The 18734-nt window shown below is 46.4% G+C and carries 17 protein-coding genes; 7 read left to right on the top strand and 10 right to left on the bottom strand.

Features of this window, described 5'->3' with window-relative positions; all coding sequences use genetic code 11:
- Positions 1 to 29: 29 nt before the first annotated feature.
- From ACVBIU_RS09080 to ACVBIU_RS09040, 9 genes are all read right to left on the bottom strand, one after another.
- On the bottom strand, positions 30 to 686 hold the full coding sequence (locus ACVBIU_RS09080; RefSeq protein ID WP_447163579.1) for a 3-oxoacid CoA-transferase subunit B: 657 nt from the start codon (positions 684 to 686) through the stop codon (positions 30 to 32).
- Positions 687 to 698: 12 nt separating this feature from the next.
- Positions 699 to 1469 (bottom strand): CoA transferase subunit A, encoded by a 771-nt coding sequence (locus ACVBIU_RS09075; RefSeq protein ID WP_447160533.1) that lies wholly within the window; start codon positions 1467 to 1469, stop codon positions 699 to 701.
- A gap of 91 nt (positions 1470 to 1560) precedes the next feature.
- Positions 1561 to 2457 carry a hydroxymethylglutaryl-CoA lyase gene (locus ACVBIU_RS09070; protein WP_447163578.1) on the bottom strand — a complete coding sequence of 299 codons (897 nt, stop codon included), beginning with the start codon at positions 2455 to 2457 and terminating at the stop codon, positions 1561 to 1563.
- Complete coding sequence (locus tag ACVBIU_RS09065; RefSeq protein ID WP_447163577.1) at positions 2458 to 2616, bottom strand: 3-methylcrotonyl-CoA carboxylase; 159 nt, start codon at positions 2614 to 2616, stop codon at positions 2458 to 2460.
- Positions 2613 to 4718: an ATP-binding protein gene (locus ACVBIU_RS09060; RefSeq protein WP_447163576.1), complete on the bottom strand. Its 2106-nt coding sequence runs from the start codon at positions 4716 to 4718 to the stop codon at positions 2613 to 2615. The genes ACVBIU_RS09065 and ACVBIU_RS09060 overlap by 4 nt, the downstream gene beginning before the upstream one ends.
- Position 4719: 1 nt before the next feature.
- Positions 4720 to 5601: an enoyl-CoA hydratase-related protein gene (locus ACVBIU_RS09055; protein ID WP_447160529.1), complete on the bottom strand. Its 882-nt coding sequence runs from the start codon at positions 5599 to 5601 to the stop codon at positions 4720 to 4722.
- 60 nt (positions 5602 to 5661) lie between these two features.
- Positions 5662 to 7269, bottom strand: coding sequence for a carboxyl transferase domain-containing protein (locus ACVBIU_RS09050; RefSeq protein ID WP_447160528.1), 1608 nt, complete (start codon positions 7267 to 7269; stop codon positions 5662 to 5664).
- An 85-nt stretch (positions 7270 to 7354) separates the two neighbouring features.
- Positions 7355 to 8524 carry an isovaleryl-CoA dehydrogenase gene (locus ACVBIU_RS09045; RefSeq protein WP_447160527.1) on the bottom strand — a complete coding sequence of 390 codons (1170 nt, stop codon included), beginning with the start codon at positions 8522 to 8524 and terminating at the stop codon, positions 7355 to 7357.
- 134 nt (positions 8525 to 8658) lie between these two features.
- Positions 8659 to 9057 carry a MerR family transcriptional regulator gene (locus ACVBIU_RS09040; protein ID WP_447160526.1) on the bottom strand — a complete coding sequence of 133 codons (399 nt, stop codon included), beginning with the start codon at positions 9055 to 9057 and terminating at the stop codon, positions 8659 to 8661.
- Positions 9058 to 9419: 362 nt separating this feature from the next.
- Between ACVBIU_RS09040 and ACVBIU_RS09035 the strand changes: the two genes are divergently transcribed.
- Both ACVBIU_RS09035 and gndA read left to right on the top strand, forming a co-directional pair.
- Positions 9420 to 11324 (top strand): propionyl-CoA synthetase, encoded by a 1905-nt coding sequence (locus ACVBIU_RS09035; RefSeq protein ID WP_447163575.1) that lies wholly within the window; start codon positions 9420 to 9422, stop codon positions 11322 to 11324.
- A 388-nt stretch (positions 11325 to 11712) separates the two neighbouring features.
- Positions 11713 to 13260: an NADP-dependent phosphogluconate dehydrogenase gene (gndA, locus tag ACVBIU_RS09030; RefSeq protein ID WP_447160524.1), complete on the top strand. Its 1548-nt coding sequence runs from the start codon at positions 11713 to 11715 to the stop codon at positions 13258 to 13260.
- Positions 13261 to 13340: 80 nt separating this feature from the next.
- Here the strand turns inward: gndA and ACVBIU_RS09025 are convergent, their stop codons facing one another.
- A complete protein-coding gene (locus ACVBIU_RS09025; protein ID WP_447160523.1) occupies positions 13341 to 14225 on the bottom strand; it encodes a 1,4-dihydroxy-2-naphthoate polyprenyltransferase in 885 nt (294 codons plus the stop codon).
- 337 nt (positions 14226 to 14562) lie between these two features.
- Here ACVBIU_RS09025 and ACVBIU_RS09020 point away from each other — a divergent pair, with 337 nt between their 5' ends.
- The 5 genes from ACVBIU_RS09020 to ACVBIU_RS09000 all read left to right on the top strand — a co-directional run bounded on the left by ACVBIU_RS09020 (position 14563) and on the right by ACVBIU_RS09000 (position 18652).
- Positions 14563 to 15498 carry an SDR family NAD(P)-dependent oxidoreductase gene (locus ACVBIU_RS09020; RefSeq protein ID WP_447160522.1) on the top strand — a complete coding sequence of 312 codons (936 nt, stop codon included), beginning with the start codon at positions 14563 to 14565 and terminating at the stop codon, positions 15496 to 15498.
- 212 nt (positions 15499 to 15710) lie between these two features.
- A complete protein-coding gene (tesB, locus tag ACVBIU_RS09015) occupies positions 15711 to 16577 on the top strand; it encodes an acyl-CoA thioesterase II (protein WP_447163574.1) in 867 nt (288 codons plus the stop codon).
- A 30-nt stretch (positions 16578 to 16607) separates the two neighbouring features.
- On the top strand, positions 16608 to 17006 hold the full coding sequence (locus ACVBIU_RS09010; RefSeq protein WP_447163573.1) for a YbaY family lipoprotein: 399 nt from the start codon (positions 16608 to 16610) through the stop codon (positions 17004 to 17006).
- Between the two features lie 137 nt (positions 17007 to 17143).
- Positions 17144 to 17773 (top strand): nucleotidyltransferase family protein, encoded by a 630-nt coding sequence (locus ACVBIU_RS09005; RefSeq protein WP_447163572.1) that lies wholly within the window; start codon positions 17144 to 17146, stop codon positions 17771 to 17773.
- Positions 17774 to 17929: 156 nt separating this feature from the next.
- Positions 17930 to 18652 carry a hypothetical protein gene (locus tag ACVBIU_RS09000; RefSeq protein ID WP_447163571.1) on the top strand — a complete coding sequence of 241 codons (723 nt, stop codon included), beginning with the start codon at positions 17930 to 17932 and terminating at the stop codon, positions 18650 to 18652.
- Positions 18653 to 18734 lie beyond the last annotated feature (82 nt).

Here is an 18734-nt window from a genome sequence, read left to right as displayed (position 1 = left end):
TAAAGCACATTTTTTTAGAAAATGAGCCGTTAAAAAATCATCTCTGGTACATGCTCTGGAACCACAAGCTTACCTGCTGTTTTAGAAACTATTTCCTCTACCGATACGCCCGGTGCACGCTCTAGCAGATGAAAGGCGCCGTCTTTGATTTCTAAAAAAGCTAAATCGGTTAATACCCGCTTGATGCAGCCATAGCCGGTAAGTGGTAGCTCGCATTTAGGCAGTAGCTTAGAGTTACCTTTTTTATCGGCGTGCATCATGGTGACGATAATATTGTCAGCGCCAGCGACCAAATCCATCGCGCCGCCCATGCCTTTAATCAGTTTTCCTGGGATCATCCAAGAGGCGATAGAGCCTTGCTCGTCCACTTCAAATGCGCCCAGTACAGTGAGATCCACATGGCCTCCGCGGATCATGGCAAAGCTTTCGCTTGATGAAAAGAATGACGCGCCATCCACAGCGGTAACCGTTTGCTTACCAGCGTTGATAAGGTCAGCATCAATGGTTTCTTCGGTAGGGAACTCTCCCATACCTAATAAACCATTTTCTGATTGCAGCATCACGTCTATGCCCTCAGGAATATAGTTGGCCACTAAGGTGGGGATCCCAATACCTAAGTTGACGTAAAAGCCATCTTGCAGCTCTTTAGCAACACGTTGCGCCAGTTGTTCTCTTGATAATGCCATGGTGTTGCCTCCTTATGCTTTGGTGTCTGATTCAGTTTTTGAACCCGAGTCAGGTTTGACCGTGCGTTGCTCAATGCGTTTTTCAAACTTACCTTGAATAACGCGGTTGACGTAAATACCCGGGGTATGGATATGGTCAGGGTCAAGTTCACCAGGCTCAACAATATGCTCAGCTTCTACCACTGTTATCTTGCCAGCGGTTGCCATCATAGGGTTAAAGTTAGCGGCGGTTTTGCGGAAAACTAAGTTACCCATGGTGTCGGCTTTCCAAGCGCGAACAAGCGCGAAATCCGCTTTTAGTGCAGGCTCTAACACATAGTGACGACCATCAATTTCACGGGTCTCTTTGCCTTCGGCCACGGGTGTACCGTAGCCAGTAGCGGTAAAGAATGCCGGAATGCCCGCACCACCGGCGCGAATTTTTTCAGCCAAGGTGCCTTGTGGCGTCAAGATAACGTTAAGCTCGCCGGATAACATCTGCTGCTCGAAGGTGGCGTTTTCACCCACATATGAGGCGATCATGGTATCGATTTGACGGCTTTTTAATAGTAGGCCTAAACCAAAGTCGTCTACGCCAGCATTATTTGAGATTGCGGTAAGTCCAGTGACACCCATTTTCACCATTTGTGCGATTAAGCCTTCAGGAATACCACATAAGCCAAAGCCGCCGACCATTACGGTCATATCATTGCTTAGGCCAGCGAGCGCTTCTTCGTAACTGCTGACGACTTTATTTAGCCCTTTATTTGGCTGTTGATTTAGCTCTCTATTTAGTCCTGCCATTACTGTTATCTCCTTATTCTGTCCGATGCTAGAACCTAGAACCTAGAACCTAGAACCTAGAACCTAGAACCTAGAACCTAGAACCTTCTTTTTATTCGCTAATCGCTCTAGCCACTTTCGATCCAGACTGGCGGCCAAGGGCGAGGCTTATCTTGTTACCAGCATCAACCAGTTTAGTTAGGTCTATTCCTGTTTCTATGCCAAGCCCATGCAGCATATATACTAAGTCTTCAGTGGCTAAGTTACCTGAAGCACCCTTAGCGTAAGGGCATCCGCCAAGGCCCGCGACCGATGAATCAATCACACTGACGCCGGTTTCTAAGCAGGCCAGAATGTTGGCTAGCGCTTGGGCGTAGGTATCATGGAAATGTAATGCCAGTTTGTCTACAGGTACGGCTTTCGCCACCGCTGCAACCATTCTACGGGCATTAAGCGGTGTGCCAACACCAATGGTGTCGCCAAGAGAAATCTCATAGCAGCCCATTTTGTAAAGTAATTCAGACACACGTGCGACTTCGCTAACCGCAATATCACCTTCATATGGGCAGCCTAAGGTGCAAGATACGTAACCGCGAACAGGCACGTTTCTCGCTTTAGCCAGCTCCATAACTGGCCTGAAGCGCTCGATAGACTCAGCAATTGAACAGTTGATGTTCTTTTGGCTAAAGCTTTCTGAAGCTGCGCCAAAAATGGCAACTTCATCGGCGTCAGCGTCAAGCGCAAGTTCCAAGCCTTTTAAATTGGGTGTCAGAGCGCTGTAGGTAACGCCTGTCTTTCGTGCTATGCCCTTAAGCACATCACCAGAGTCTGCCATCTGCGGCACCCATTTAGGTGATACAAAGCTAGCCGCTTCGATACGTTTAATACCCGCAGCGGCTAAATCTTCAATAAGTACTATTTTTTCTTGAGTGGTGACCGGCTTTTCATTTTGCAGCCCATCGCGGGCGCCGACTTCAAAGATACTGACTTGATGTGGGTAGGAAGCCATTTATGCACTTTCCTCAGTTTTAGCTGATTCAACTTCGGTAGCTTCAACCTCAGCGAGTAACATACCGTCGCTAACCAGTTCACCGGCCTCAAAGAAAAATGCGCTGACAATGCCGTCAAACGGGGATTCAATGGCGTTTATTGCATTAGTCATCTTCATCCGGCCTCTTCCTTTTCAGGGTTTACTTCTGCTTCAACTTCGGCGAGTAACATGCCATCGCTGACCAGTTCACCTGCTTCGAAGAAAAACGCACTGACGATGCCGTCAAATGGGCTTTCTATTGTGTATTCCATCTTCATGGCTTCCATCACCATGATGCCTTGGCCGGCTTTGACGCTATCACCCACAGCGACAAGTTGAGTCACAATGGTGCCGTTCATTGGCGCTTTTAGTTTATCTTCAAGATTATCTTGTTCTTCGATGACTTCTGATAGCAGTGCGCGGTAGTGATAGCTTTTTGAGTCGATAAACAGGGTAAAGTCATCGCCTACTTGGCTCACTGGAAGGCTGATTTTATGTCCGTTAGCTTTATCGCAACGACTCTTACTAAACGTTTGCTCTGTGTTTTCATTATCGAGTTTTTGCAGGCTGATCTCAGCATGCAGCGTCTCAGCGACTAATGCGCCAGTAAGGGTGATTAGGCAGTCATCAAGCTGTAGCTGATATTGCGACTGACCTGCGATTTGGGTCTCGATTAAATCAAGGTGGTTAATCTCATGGTTATCATCTAACAACGCCACTTGATGCTGACTGGCACTATTTAACCTAAAGCCATTATTTTGATGCCAAGGTGAGTAGGGATCATGGCTAGCGTTAGCTGCTAATTGTGCTTGCTGTTTACGGGCACATAACTGATAAAGCGCCGCTAAACTTAATGCTACATTGCTGTTATTAGAGTCCGCTGCTGGTGTTAACAGTGAATCGCCATAGCGCTCGATAAAGTCGGTGCTAAAGTTGGCATCCTTAAATGCCGTGTGCTTGGCAATATTGGCTAAAAATTCAATATTGTGTTTAAGGCCACTGATTTGATAGTCATCTAAGGCGTGTACTAAACGTTGCAGCGCGCGAGGGCGTGATTCATCCCAAGTGATTAGCTTGGAGATCATCGGGTCGTAAAAGTTACTGATCACATCGTTTTCACGCACGCCGGAGTCGATACGCACAAATTGGCTTTGCTTAGGTTCGCGTAAAAAATTGAGTTTTCCGCTAGCGGGTAGAAAGTCATTGTGCGGATCTTCGGCGTAAATGCGCACCTCAAAGGCATGGCCTTCAATTCGCACTTCATCTTGTTTAAGTGGCAACTCACTGCCACTGGCAACCATTAATTGCCATTTAACTAAGTCTTGGCCTGTGACTAACTCTGTGACCGGATGCTCTACTTGAAGGCGAGTATTCATCTCCATAAAGTAGAAACTGTCGTCGGTATCAAGCAGGAATTCGACGGTGCCGGCGCCTTCATAATCAATCGCTTTGGCTGCGGCAACCGCCGCTTCGCCCATTTTGATTCTGAGCGCATCACTTAAACCTGGAGCGGGGGCTTCTTCGACGACTTTTTGATGACGACGTTGAATTGAGCAGTCACGATCAGACAGGTAGATACAGTTACCATGGCTGTCGGCAAACACTTGTACTTCAACATGGCGCGGCTGACGCAGGTAGCGCTCCATCAGGAGCTTGTCGTTACCAAAAGAGCTAATGGCTTCACGTCTTGCTGAGTGAATAGCCTCAAGGGTTTCACTACTGTTTTCAACAATGCGCATGCCTTTACCACCGCCTCCAAAGGCGGCTTTGATCAGCAGAGGAAAGCCCATCTTATTGGCTTGTATGACGAGCAAATCATCGTCTTGAGCATCACCGTGATAACCAGGGACCAGCGGTACATTGGCTGCGCCCATGATCTCTTTGGCGGCGCTTTTACTGCCCATGGAGTCAATTGCCGCTGCACTGGGGCCAACAAAGGCGATATTGGCTTGCTCGCATTTTAGGGCAAATTCAGCGTTTTCAGATAGAAAACCATAACCTGGGTGAATCGCTTGTGCACCAGAGCGTTTGGCGATTTCAATAATCAACTCACCTTTAAGATAAGACTCCGCAGGCGCGCTGCCACCTAAATAAAACGCCTCATCTGCCATAGCAACGTGGCGGGCGTCGATATCGGCATCTGAATACAAAGCAACAGTGCGTAAACCCATGGATTTTGCGGTTTGTATGATCCGGCAGGCAATTTCGCCGCGATTGGCAATTAGCAGTTTAGTAAACATATTATTTGGCTCCTTGCCCGCTGGCGGTTTGGTTATTATTTTTTGTTGCCGCGTTAAAGTCGGTCGTTGTTGGCCATTTTGGCGGGCGCTTTTCAAAGAAGGCATTAAGGCCTTCTTGCCCTTCATCTGAAACACGAATACGGGCGATCCGCTCGCTAGTGCGATCTAACGTTGTTTGATCGATAACGCCATTTTCTAGGGTGGAAAGTAGCGCCTTAGCCCAGGCCATACCCTGTGGACTGTTACTCAGTAGTGATTCAATGATGGGGGTGGCGGCCGCATCGAGTTCGTCATTAATCTCATGGATGATCTGTAGCTCAAGTGCTTTTTGCGCATTGAACCGCTCAGCGGTGAGCATGTAACGGCGCGCAGCGCGTTGGCCCATCGCGCGAGTGACATAAGGGCTAATCACTGCAGGAATTAAACCCAGTTTGACTTCACTCAAGCAAAAGCTGGCGCGCTCATTGGCAATGGCGATATCGCTGCAGCAAATAAGCCCGAGTGCACCGCCAAAGGCTGCCCCTTGTACGAGTGCAATCGTGGGTTTAGGAAATTTATCGAGTACTGACATCAGTTTTGCCAGCTCGTTGGCGTCAGCTAAGTTCTGCTCAAAATCCATCTTGGCTTGCTTGCGCATCCAGTTAAGATCGGCGCCAGCGCTGAAGTTTTTACCGTTGGCTTTAAGCACTAATACTTGGCACTTTGGATTGACGGCGAAGTGTTCAAGTACTGTGATCATTTCCTTAATCATCACTTCATCAAAGGCGTTATGCTTATCGCTGCGGTCGAGCACCATTTGCGCCACGCCGCCATCGACTGAGCAGTTTACATATGCTAATTGCTCGGTCAGTTGTTCGGTGTCTGTGGTGACTGATGTATTCATTATTGTTGGTCCATTTTATTGTCTGAGTCGATGGTTTTTGGCTTAAATGGCAAACTGCCATTACATGCGAAATACACCAAACTTAGTGTCTTCAATTGGAGCATTTAGCGCGGCTGAAAGCGCTAAACCAACTACATCACGGGTTTGAACCGGATCGATAATCCCATCGTCCCATAAGCGGGCGCTGGCATGGTACGGATGACCTTCTTTATCGTATTGCTCAACAATGGGTTTACGGAATGCTTGTTCTTCATCATCAGACCACTCAAGGCCCTTACGTGCCAGCCCGTCACGTTTAACCGTTGCTAATACGCCCGCGGCTTGTTCTCCACCCATTACGGATATGCGGGCATTGGGCCACATCCACATCATAGTGGGCTCAAATGCACGGCCACACATGCCGTAATTACCCGCGCCGTAGCTACCGCCAATAATGACGGTAAATTTAGGTACGTTAGCGCAAGACACCGCAGTCACCATTTTTGCGCCGTGTTTTGCTATGCCTTCATGTTCGTATTTTTTACCCACCATAAAACCGGTGATATTTTGCAGGAACAAGAGTGGAATTTTGCGTTGGCAACACAGTTCAATAAAGTGCGCGCCTTTTTGCGCAGACTCCGAGAATAAGATGCCGTTATTGGCCACAATCCCTACCGGATAGCCATGAATGCGGGCAAAGCCACACACTAAGGTATTGCCGTAATTGGCTTTAAACTCATCAAAGTCTGAGTCATCGACAAGGCGAGCAATCACCTCTTTTACATCGAACGGCTTTTTAAGATCAGTGCCTACGATGCCGTAAAGCTCATTGATATCAAATTTAGGTGGTTTTACTGGGCTAAGCTGAGCAGTAATTTGTTTTTGATGATTAAGGCGAGTCACCGCTTTACGGGCAAGCTCTAGCGCGTGTTCATCGTTTTGCGCCATATGATCCGCTACGCCCGAAATTTTGGTGTGCACTTCAGCGCCGCCTAGCTCCTCTGCTGTGACTTCTTCACCGGTTGCGGCTTTAACTAGCGGAGGACCTGCCAAGAAAATGGTGCCTTGTTCTTTAACGATGATTGACTCATCGGCCATGGCGGGCACATATGCACCGCCTGCGGTGCAAAGCCCCATTACCACTGCGATTTGCGGAATGCCTTTGGCTGACATCTGCGCTTGGTTATAGAAAATTCGCCCGAAATGGTCTCTATCTGGAAAGACTTCATCTTGGCGGGGCAGGTTCGCGCCGCCAGAGTCCACGAGATAAATACAAGGTAGGTGGCAACGACTGGCAATATCTTGGGCGCGTAGATGCTTTTTAACGGTAACGGGGTAATAGGTGCCACCCTTTACTGTGGCATCGTTGGCGATAATCATGCATTCAACGCCACTTACGCGGCCAATACCTGCGATGACACCCGCTGCAGGCACTACATCTTCATAAAGCTCAAAGGCGGCAAATTGAGAAATTTCTAGAAAAGGAGAGCCCGGATCCAGCAGTTTTTCTACCCGCTGACGCGGAAGCAGTTTGCCACGAGAAAGGTGACGGCTACGGGCGACTTCTCCGCCGCCTTGCTCAATCTGATGTAGTTTTAGTTTTAAGTCTTGAACCACTGTAGCCATGTCATCAAATTTAGCTTTAAACTCATCGCTACGTGTATTAATACGACTGCTAAGTTGCGTCACAATTTCAATCCTTTTGAAGCTGGAAGAGTGAGGCGGCTAACCGCCCTTATGCTTTGCTATAAACCCGTGATATCGAGCATAAGCATTACTTTGATTCGTTAAATAGCTCACGGCCAATTAGCATACGGCGAATTTCAGAGGTACCCGCACCGATTTCATACAGCTTGGCATCACGCAATAAGCGACCAGTGGCGTATTCATTGACATAACCGTTACCGCCAAGAAGCTGAATGGCATCTAGGGCCATCTTGGTGGCAAGTTCTGCAGAATAAAGGATTGCACCTGCTGCATCTTTACGGGTGGTTTCGCCGCGATCACAAGATTTCGCGACGTTGTAGATATAAGATTTGGCAGCGTTCATGCCGGTGTACATATCGGCAAGCTTGCCCTGTACTAGCTGGAATTGACCAATCGATTTACCAAATTGCTCACGCTCGTGAATATAAGGCACGACGATATCCATACAGGCTGTCATGATCCCAAGCGGGCCACCAGACAGCACCACGCGTTCGTAATCAAGTCCGCTCATCAAGACTTTAACGCCGTTGTTGAGGCCACCAAGAATGTTCTCTTCTGGTACTTCACAATCTTCAAATACCAATTCACAGGTGTTTGAGCCGCGCATACCGAGTTTGTCTAGCTTCTGCGCCGTGCTAAAGCCTTTAGAGCCGCGCTCAACAATAAATGCCGTAATGCCGTGGGCACCTTTATCGAGATCGGTTTTGGCATAGATAACATAGGTATGAGCATCAGGACCGTTGGTGATCCACATTTTGTTGCCGTTGAGTATGTATCTGTCACCCTCTTTGCGGGCGTGTAGTTTCATTGATACAACATCAGATCCCGCATTGGGCTCACTCATCGCAAGGGCGCCAATGTGTTCACCTGTGATGAGCTTGGGTAAGTACTTGGCTTTTTGTTCGCTATTACCGTTGCGGTTAATTTGGTTAACACATAGGTTGGAGTGCGCGCCGTAGCTAAGACCAATAGATGCTGAAGCGCGCGAGATCTCCTCCATAGCGACCACGTGGGCCAAGTAGCCCATTTCAGCTCCCCCATACTCTTCAGATACCGTCACGCCGAGCAGCCCCATATCGCCAAGTACAGGCCAAAGCTCATTAGGAAAAGCGTTATCGAGATCTGTTTTGGCGGCGATTGGTGCGATTTCGTTGGCTGCGAAGCTTTGCACTGCGTCGCGCAGCATATCGACTTCTTCACCGAGGCCAAAGTTTAGAGATGAGTAGAGTTGAGTCATGTGCTTGTGTCCTGTCAAATGTTGTTTAGTCAAGTTCACTGATCTATGCCGTGATACTTGGAAATTTTAATATAATTATTGGGTTACTCTATTAATGGCAATTGCAGATAATGTCATTGCAAAATAAAAGCCCATTACTGGGCGTTGTGTTCGAGTGCATCGCGGCATTGTTGTTCAGCCGAATTAAGCTCCATCAGTACGACTTTGATGTCGTCCATCTGTTGTTGAAGTGAAACCTTTTTATCTTCAACGAGCTCTAGCATGGTATGTAGCTGACTACTGCTATTCTTGTCGGCATCGTACAGTTCAAATAAACGTCTGGTTTCAGCCAATGAAAAGCCTAACCGTTTACCGCGTAAGATAAGCTTCAATCTCACTCTATCTTTAAGGCTGTAGATCCGTGTTTGACCACGGCGCTTTGGTTTTAAAAGACCTTGGTCTTCATAAAAACGAATACTACGAGTCGTGATATCAAACTCTTTAGAGAGATCACTGATTGAGTATGTCGTTTGTGGGAGCTGCTTCTCTACCATCAAATAACACCATAATTGTTTACATTAATTGCACGATATATGAAGTTTACGTAAAGGTAAAGTTTACACCTGTCAGATACCCTTGTTTTAATGTCAATCGGGGTTGCCACTAGGTTAAATTTACCGCTATAGGGCTTATTGCTTTACGCGTGGAGTTGTATATTTAGTCCTTTTAAACAGTGAGTTGTGTCATTCTCGTGGTTTTTGTTAGCAGTGTTTTTGCGTATTTCACCTACTCATTCTAAGGTCTAATGGGGATTTTTTAATCGTCAGAGCATAATGCGGTTAAGTAATAAATGGACGAAAAACGCTCGCTAGCGATGCAATATGTTACCGAGATCTAGCAAACTGGAGTCAGTATTGTGAAAGATAAGAATAAGCAATTACATGCTAAATCAATTAACCAACCAGAGATATTTTGGGCAGAAGCTGCCAGCCAAATCGATTGGTTTTCCCCTTGGGATAGCGTACTAGATGACAGTGAGGCGCCATTTTACCACTGGTTTAAAGGCGGCAAACTCAACACTTGTTATAACGCAGTAGATAGACATGTTGCAGCGGGTCGAGGTTCACAAATTGCGCTGCAATATGTGAGCCCTGTAACTGACACTGAATATGGGATCTCTTATAGAGAGTTACAGGCGCAAGTGAGTCGACTCGCAGGTTACATGGACTCTATTGGTGTGAAAAAGGGCGACCGAGTGGTGATTTATATGCCAATGGTGCCAGAAACGGCATTTGCTATGCTAGCCTGCGCACGTATTGGCACAATTCATTCAGTAGTGTTTGGTGGCTTTGCGGCTAATGAACTTGCGACCCGTATTAATGATGCTAAACCAAAACTAATTCTTTCAGCATCTTGCGGTATTGAGCCATCAGGGGTTATCCCATATAAACCGCTACTCGATGCAGCGTTAGATCAAGCCAGCCATAAAGTCGACCATTGCTTGATATTAAACCGAGGTCAGCTTGAAGCCGAGTTGAAACCTGATCGAGATATTGATTGGCAGGCAGCGGTGGCTGCAGCGCCTAATATCGATTGCCAACCCTTAGACGCTACCGACCCGCTTTATATTTTGTATACATCAGGCACCACAGGCCAACCAAAAGGCGTGGTACGCGACAACGGCGGCCATGCGGTGGCACTTGCTTGGTCGATGAAGCACATCTATGACATTAATGCAGGTGATGCTTTTTGGGCCGCATCGGATGTCGGCTGGGTTGTTGGTCACTCCTATATTGTCTATGGTCCATTATTAGTCGGGGCGACAAGTATCTTGTATGAAGGTAAACCCATTGGTACGCCGGACCCTGGTGCATTTTGGCGAACGATTGCTAAATACAAGGTAAAAAGCTTCTTTACAGCTCCGACAGCGATTAGGGCGATTAAACGTGATGACCCCAATGGTGACTATTTACAGGGCATAGACTTAAGTTGCTTGAGAAATGTGTTCTTAGCGGGCGAGCGCTGCGACCCAGATACCTTGCACTGGACTGAAGACAAGCTTAAAAAGCCTGTGATTGACCATTGGTGGCAAACGGAAACTGGCTGGCCTGTAGCGGCAAACTTGATGGGATATGCGCCTGTCGAGGTCAAGGCGGGCTCTCCTGCATTAGCGGTGCCCGGTTATCAAATTGATGTGGTTGATGTGATGGGCGATGAGGTCGAGGCGAATGAATCCGGTAATGTGGTGATTAAACTGCCGCTGCCACCGGGAACGTTAACGACCTTGTGGCAAAACGAGCAGCGTTATAAAGACAGTTATCTGTCAATGTACCCCGGTTATTACTTAACGGGAGATGCGGGCTATAAAGATAAAGAGGGCTACTTATATATAATGAGCCGCATCGACGACATTATTAATGTGGCTGGGCATCGACTGTCAACGGGGCGCTTTGAAGAGGTTCTGTGCCAGCATGATGCTGTTGCTGAAGCGGCGGTGATAGGGGTTAAAGATCCCTTAAAAGGCCAAGTGCCATTAGGACTAGTGGTACTTAAAAAAGGTGTAACGCTTAATGATGATGACTTAAATCACCAGCTCATGAGTTTAGTGCGTCAAGAGATAGGGCCTGTGGCCTCGTTTAGGCTAGTGAGTGCGGTGCAAAAACTGCCTAAAACCCGTAGCGGTAAAATTTTGCGTGGCACCATGCGTAATATTGCCGATAATCAAAGTTACAATGTACCGGCGACCATAGAAGATCCTGCAACCTTAGATATCGTTCGTAACACCCTGACACGTATGGGCTATGCCGATGCGCATGTATAAAGAAGGTTCTAGGAAAAGCAAGTCCTAGCAGCGAGGAAAGCGAAGACAAAGCTATTGAGCCGCTATCGCTGGATCTTGTGTAGGTCGGCATTTATGCCGTCAGGGGAATGATGCTTGCTGATGGGTCTTATACTGATAGGCATTAACCTGCAAATGCAGAAAAAAGCTGAAACTTAGGTTTCAGTTTTTTTCGTTTTTGAACTAAATTCATTGTTCACGATTAATGTATAAATGTTAACGCATTTGGCTTTATCTGGTAATTAAGTTACCAAAGTCTGTATAATCGCCAACAAAATTAAACCTGTCATCTCAATAAGCAATGGGTGCGATTGTTGCTTATACAAAATAATAGATGGGTAATCCTCTGTGACCTACGGAATTAATCGACATGAATAACCAAAATCAGCTCTATGATATCGGTGTGATTGGCTTAGGGGTAATGGGTAAGAACCTTGCGCTCAATATAGCGGATAATCAATATCGCGTCGCAGTATTTGACCTTGATAATATCAAGGTGCAAGACACTGTTAAGCAAGAAGAACTCGAACGTAAACAATACCTCAAGCAGATAACTGAACCCCGTATCGAAGCCTGTAACAATCTTTCTGAAATGTTATCTAAATTAGATAAGCCGCGTGTACTCGTTTTGTCTGTTCCTGCGGGTGCTCCGGTCGATGGTGTGTGCCAGTCATTAATTGAAGCTGGTATTGAGGCCGATGATATCGTTATCGATACGGGCAATAGCCTTTGGACCGATACGGTTGAGCGCGAGCAGCGTTACGCTAATGATTTTCAATTTTTTAGCTGCGCGGTTTCTGGCGGTGAAGTCGGTGCACGTTTTGGCCCATCATTGATGCCAAGCGGCAGCTTAACTGCCTGGAAGAGAATAGAGCCAATTTGGCAAGCCATCGCCGCCAAAGTCGATGCTAAAACAGGTTTACCTATCGAACGCTTTGAGCCGGGCAACCCGGTCAAAGAAGGCGAACCTTGTACTACTTATATTGGGCCTGCGGGTTCTGGTCATTACGTCAAAATGGTGCATAACGGCATTGAATATGCTGATATGCAGCTCATTTGCGAAGCATATCAATTACTGAATCAAGGTTTAGGATTAAGCCCAAGTGAAGTAGCGGATGTGTTTGAGCGCTGGGATCAAGGCAGTTTAAATAGCTACTTAATGCAGATCAGCGCCGATGTGCTCAAACAAGCAGACCCATTAACCGGCGCGCCGCTGGTTGATTTGATTTTAGATAAGGCTGGCCAAAAAGGCACGGGTCTTTGGACTGCGGTCAGCAGTTTACAAATTGGCTGCCCAGCCCCCACAATTGCTGAAGCGGTTTATGCCCGTGCAGTCAGTACTCAAAAAGCGCAAAGGCAGCAACTTAGCCAAGTATTATCAGGGCCAAGCGAAGTGCTTTTAGCCACGATTAACCGCGGTGAAAAGCAGACATTTATCGACCAGCTTGAAAATGCGCTCTATTGTGCAAAAGTGTCTTGTTACGCCCAAGGTTTTCAGTTGATGGCGATGCAGGCTAAAGAGCAAGCTTGGCAGTTAGATTTTGCTGAAATTGCAAAAATTTGGCGAGCGGGCTGTATTATCCGTGCCACCTTCTTGCAGTCGATCACTCAGGCCTATCAGCATGATAGTGAGCTTGAGAACCTGTTAATGGCCGAGACGTTTGCAACCGCGCTGTCAGAAAAACAAAATGATTGGCGCTTGGCTGTATCGACGGCAGTGATGAGTGGTATTCCTGCGCCATGTATCAGCTCGGCGCTTGCTTATTACGACAGCTACCGTAGTGAAACTTTACCGGCGAGTTTACTGCAAGGGCAGCGAGATTATTTTGGTGCTCACACTTTTGAACGAACAGACAAGCCAGCGGGTGAGAAATACCACTTAAACTGGAGCGGTGATCGCAGCTTGCATAAGGTGTAACCGCTTCTGTGTCGCTGAAACTAAAAAGCCTATCAATCGATAGGCTTTTTAGTTTCTAGCTGTGGCGATAACGCTTTAAGCTAAGCCATCCAAATATCGGCCAGAAGACCGAGACTGAATAATGCGCTGAAAATCATAGTGAGCTTAGCAGTGCGCCCAAGTAATGGATTTAACGCAGCGCCAGTGACGTCATTAAAGTCACGCGTTAAGGTTCTTGCCATAATAAATGCCAGTCCAGCTAACAGTACGGGTAAACCTGGCAGCGCTCCCATAAAGAAGCCTGCAATAATGATCGCAAATGGCAGATACAAGAAGCTTTGGTAGAAGATGCGAGATTGTTCTAGACCCATACGAACCGCGAGGGTCTTTTTACCTGCTTTGAGATCAGTTTCCATATCGCGAGTATTATTCACTAGCATAATCGCTGCATTTAGAAAGCCGATGGCACTGCCAAGTAGCCATGCGCTGGTTGCCGTTTCACCGGCTTGCAGAAAGTAACTGCCGACAACTGCAACAAGGCCGAAAAATACAAATGCGGCAACTTCACCTAAACCATGGGAAGCCAGTGGGTAGGGGCCGCCGCTATAGCCAAGGGCGCCAAGTATCGCAGCTGCCGCTAAGAAAGCAATCGGTAGACCGCCATGGTAGATAAGCACAGAGCCAACAAGTAACGCCAGTACCAAACATAAGGTCATCGCATTGCGCACAGCCTTTGGGCTTAACATGCCACTTTGGGTGACACGAACTGGGCCCACACGTTCTTCAGTATCGACGCCACTTTTAAAGTCAAAATAGTCATTAGCCAAGTTGACAGCAATTTGTAATAGCAGAGCACAGAGCATTGAAATAACAGCAATGAAAAAGCTGAATTGCTCAAGTTGCAATGCGAGTACGTTACCAACCAGCAGTGGTCCAATCGCCGCAGGCAAGGTGCGAGGGCGGATGGCAAGTATCCAAGGATTCATGGTTATATTTACTTACAGAGGTTTACGTCAAAGAAAGTTGACATAAAGGTAAAAAAAGTTGGCATAGCATAGCAAATTTAACAAGTTGTAAAAAGTGGATTTTATGAGCCTAAAAGTGGTCAGCTTAACAAATTGCTCAGCATTATCCTTTTTCAGTTTGGAGGATTGAATAATTTTGAACTAGCGCACATCTGTTAGGCAGGAGTGTATGCAATATTATATCCCTAGAGTGAACTCAAGAATTATCGCTTTAATCCTCGCTGTAGAGATGATACTGCTGTCTTAGCAGTCAACGACTACATTTGTAATGAACAAATTTGTTTAGAGGTCGAAAACTATGCGTTTTGAGGGACAAGTCGCGATAGTGACAGGCGCGGCATCAGGCTTAGGAAGAGCCTATGCGATAGCCCTAGCTGAGCGAGGAGCACGAGTCGTTTTGGTTGATAACGAAACGAGTCAAACAAGGGATGTTAGCTCCAGCGAGATGTTAAACTTGGAGCCTGATTCGGGGCTTAAAATCTGTGGCGAAGCCATTACAGCCCTAGGTGGAGAGTTTAAATCGTTTATATTGGATGTGACTCGTACCGACGACATAGACACAATGCTTAATGATGTGGTGCAAAGCTGGGGTCGAGTCGATATTTTAATTAATAATGCCGGTATACATCAACCTTGTGCTTTTGAGCAGATGAGTCAGTCTAACTGGAAGCACCAGCTCGATGTCGATCTTAACGGTACCTTCTACATGACTAAAGCCGTTTGGCCTCTGATGAAGCGCCAAAGTTATGGCCGTGTGGTCATGAGTAGTGCCAGTGCTGTATATGGTGATATGTATGAAACCAGTTTCAGCGCGAGCAAAATGGCGGTGATGGGTTTGGTTAATAGCCTTCACCTAGAGGGCGCAGAGCACGGTATCGCAGTCAATAGTATTATTCCCCATGCGGTCACATCAATGACAGCGGCTCACCTAGCGCCCACAGTAAGGCCCCTATTTTCAAAAACTACAGTTACAGCAACCATGTTGTACTTGTGTAGCTCTAAGTGTCCATCTGGTCAGCACTTGTTGGCTGCTGCGGGCGGCATTAGCCATGCAGCACTGGTTGAGTTTTCTCCGAGCCGTTTTAATGCCGAAGAATGCACCCCTGAGGTGATCACTGAGCGCTGGTCTGATATTTATATGGCACAACCGGTAGCAGCCCATCGAAGTGGAGAAGCCCAAGTGCTTGCTTGGGCAAAGGCTGCGGCTAATCAGCGTCATATTCAATTAAAGTAATCTAAAAAGCTCAAGCTATCGTATGGGCACACCAAGACTTGAACCCTCTTTGGTTAATGGCATGAATGATGCGGTATTTTACGTATGCATCTTGTGTTATTCATCTGGTTGCCAATTAGCCGACGTTTAGCTGAGCGACTGCATAAAGCTGGCTAGGTTAGGGGATCTTGAGTTAAGCTTATGGCCATAATTAGCTGAGTGTTTAGGTTGAAATGAGCCAAGTATTAGATGATCTATTAGCATTACTTTCTTTAGAGAAGATTGAAGAAGGGTTGTTTCGTGGACAAAGCCAAGATTTAGGTTTTGGACATGTCTTTGGTGGGCAAGTTATGGGACAAGCCTTAAGCGCCGCGAAACAGACTGTGTGTTCAGATCGTAAGGTGCATTCTTTACATTCTTATTTTTTGCGTGCCGGTGATGAAAAGTTCCCCATCGTTTATGATGTCGAAATTATGCGTGATGGTGGCAGTTTTAGCGCACGCAGAGTCAAAGCTATTCAAAAAGGTCGGCCAATCTTTTACATGACATGTTCGTTTCAAACTCATGAAGAGGGCTATGAACATCAAGCGATAATGCCAGATGTTGCAGGCCCTGAAGGCTTGCTTAACCAACAAGAATTAGCGATGACGCTGCGCGATAAAGTGCCCTCGAGAGTGCTTGAAAAGTTTATGGCGGACACTCCGATTGAGATGCGCTTAGTTAACCCAAGTGACCCGATTGCGCCTAAAGCATCTGAACCTATTCGTCATGTGTGGATCCGTGCAAACGGCACCGTACCTGATAATTTCTGTGTCCACGATTATCTGCTCGCTTATGCATCAGACTTTAATTTCTTAGTGACCGCAGCCCAGCCACATGGGGTCTCATTTTTGACGCCTGGTATGCGCATGGCGACCATAGATCACGCTATGTGGTTCCACCGCCCATTTGATTTAAGTCAGTGGTTGCTCTATAGCATTGACAGCCCTAATGCCAGTGGTGGTAGAGGCTTTGTAAGAGGCCAATTTTTTAATCAGCAAGGTGAGTTGGTGGCGTCAGCCACACAAGAAGGCCTTATCCGTATGACAAAGAAAGCCTAAGCATAATTTGAGTAACATAGGATGAGTAACATGATGTCATTAATGAAGAAGATTCTCGTACTGCTGTGTATGTTGGTATTAACCGCGTGCGTGACCGTTCAAGAAAAGCCGCCAGTGGTCGTCAATGGCGCTGCAGGTTATCTTGAAAAGTTAGCCTTACCGCAAGGTAGTTCGATTACGATTGCGATTATAGACCTAGATACACCTGGTGTTATTGTGGCGCAAAAGAGCTTTGATATTGTCAGAGCACCTGTACCATTTAAGTTTTTACTGCCAGCAGATACCATCGACGACAGTATTCATTATGGCGTAGTTGCGATGATCCAATATCAGGGGAAGGTAATTTTCCAAACTTACGATCGTTACCCTGTGATTAACAATAATAAGTACACCACCGAGGTGTTGATGAAAGCGGTGCCAGCCCCATAAATCAACCTCACAGAAAAAGGAGCTAAGGCTCCTTTTTTATTGCCTAAAATAGGCTGATGCGGTTAATAATACCAATTGACCCAAATGGGGAGGAAGCACTGAAATGACAGTTATTAAGCTTTTGTTGAGAAAAACTTTTGACCATTAAAATAGACGTTGAAACGCAAATAAAGCTCTGGTTACTTGAAGATGAATACCGGCTCAATGCTTTGCTAATTGCCGAGCAGCTTAAGCTAAACGATTGGATGCTAGCGGCAGGTTTTGTCCGAAATTTGGTGTGGGACAAATTACATAGCTTACACAGCCCGCTCAATGATATCGACCTGATTTATTTTGATCCCAGTGACTTATCCGTTGATAAGGATACTGCAATTGAAGCTGAGCTAAGCCGAATCGCGCCTATGTACCCATGGTCAGTTAAAAACCAAGCGAGAATGCACCTGCGTAACCAGCATAAAGGATATACATCAAGCCTTGATGCCATGAGCTATTGGCCTGAAAAGCAAACGGCTGTTGGGGTGAGCTGCCAATTAACATCAAATCCGTTATCATTATTAGTATCAACATCAATATCCGCAGCAAAATCAACAGCATCAACACATTCATTAGGGCAAGCAGAAATAAGTTTACATAGCCCGTTTGAACCTGAGTACCTGTTTGATCTGTCGTTGCAACACAACTCTAAAGCAAAGCGTGCTTTGTTTGAACAACGAGTGAAAAATAAGCGGTGGTTGCAAACCTACCCAAAGCTGCGAGATAATGGTTAGTGGTGAACTTATGAGCATTCAATATTTGTTTTGTTGATATATTGTCTGACACATTAGGGCATAGCTAGGGGCGATGTTGGTATCGCTTGCTGGTGTTTGCGTGTTAGTCATTGCCGTTGTTCTAAATTTTTCTTGCTGTAAATGGTGGCTTAACCGATGGAACCTTACCTTGATGCGATTAAAGAGATTAAAGCGTTAGCGACCGCAGAGGAGATCCATCGGGTTGATGATATATCGATATATCTTGAGCGGTTTACTGACCTTGATTTAATTGCCTCCGGTATCTACGCCGAGGTGTACGAAGTGCCTGGAGAGCCAGACAAAGTCGTCAAACTGTGCAACAGTAAGATTGATGGCTACTACCTGTTTGCTCGCTGGTGTATGCGCCCAGAAAATCAAGATAATCCCCATGTTCCCACCATCCATCGTGAAGATACCGTTGAATTAAGCAGTGGCCGCGTAGTGCGCTTTTATGTGCTTGAGCGACTAGAAGACATCACCGATGATGGTACAGAGCCTACCCGTCCCAGCCATTTTCACGATGATGACTTTGGCAAGCTTTGGGGCACCTTGCGTACAATGACATTGCCATTTGCCGATCCACAGAAGCCTTTTACCGATGAGGTCCAAAGCGTCGATGAGTTTGTTGAGCAGATCCAAGAGCCACGTTCGCATTTCTATATGAATTCCGCAGAGCGCAAGCCTGTGGTGATTGAAGATAACATCATTGACGAATATGAAGAGCTACTGAAAACCTTGTTTGAGGTGCTAAGCTTTATTGATGACCATGGGGTAATGGACTTGCATGGAGGCAACTACATGCTACGAGGTGACACCATTGTGATTACCGATCCCATTTCTCACAAATATGCGAGTTGATAGAGATTAATGTGTGATTGAATTAATAACAAAAAAGGGCTGATTATAAAGCCCTTTTTATGTCGAATAGGTATTACTTTGT

Source organism: Shewanella sp. 30m-14 (assembly GCF_052977125.1).
Note: the sequence above shows the minus strand (reverse complement) of the source record. Positions and strands in the feature narration are given on the sequence as shown.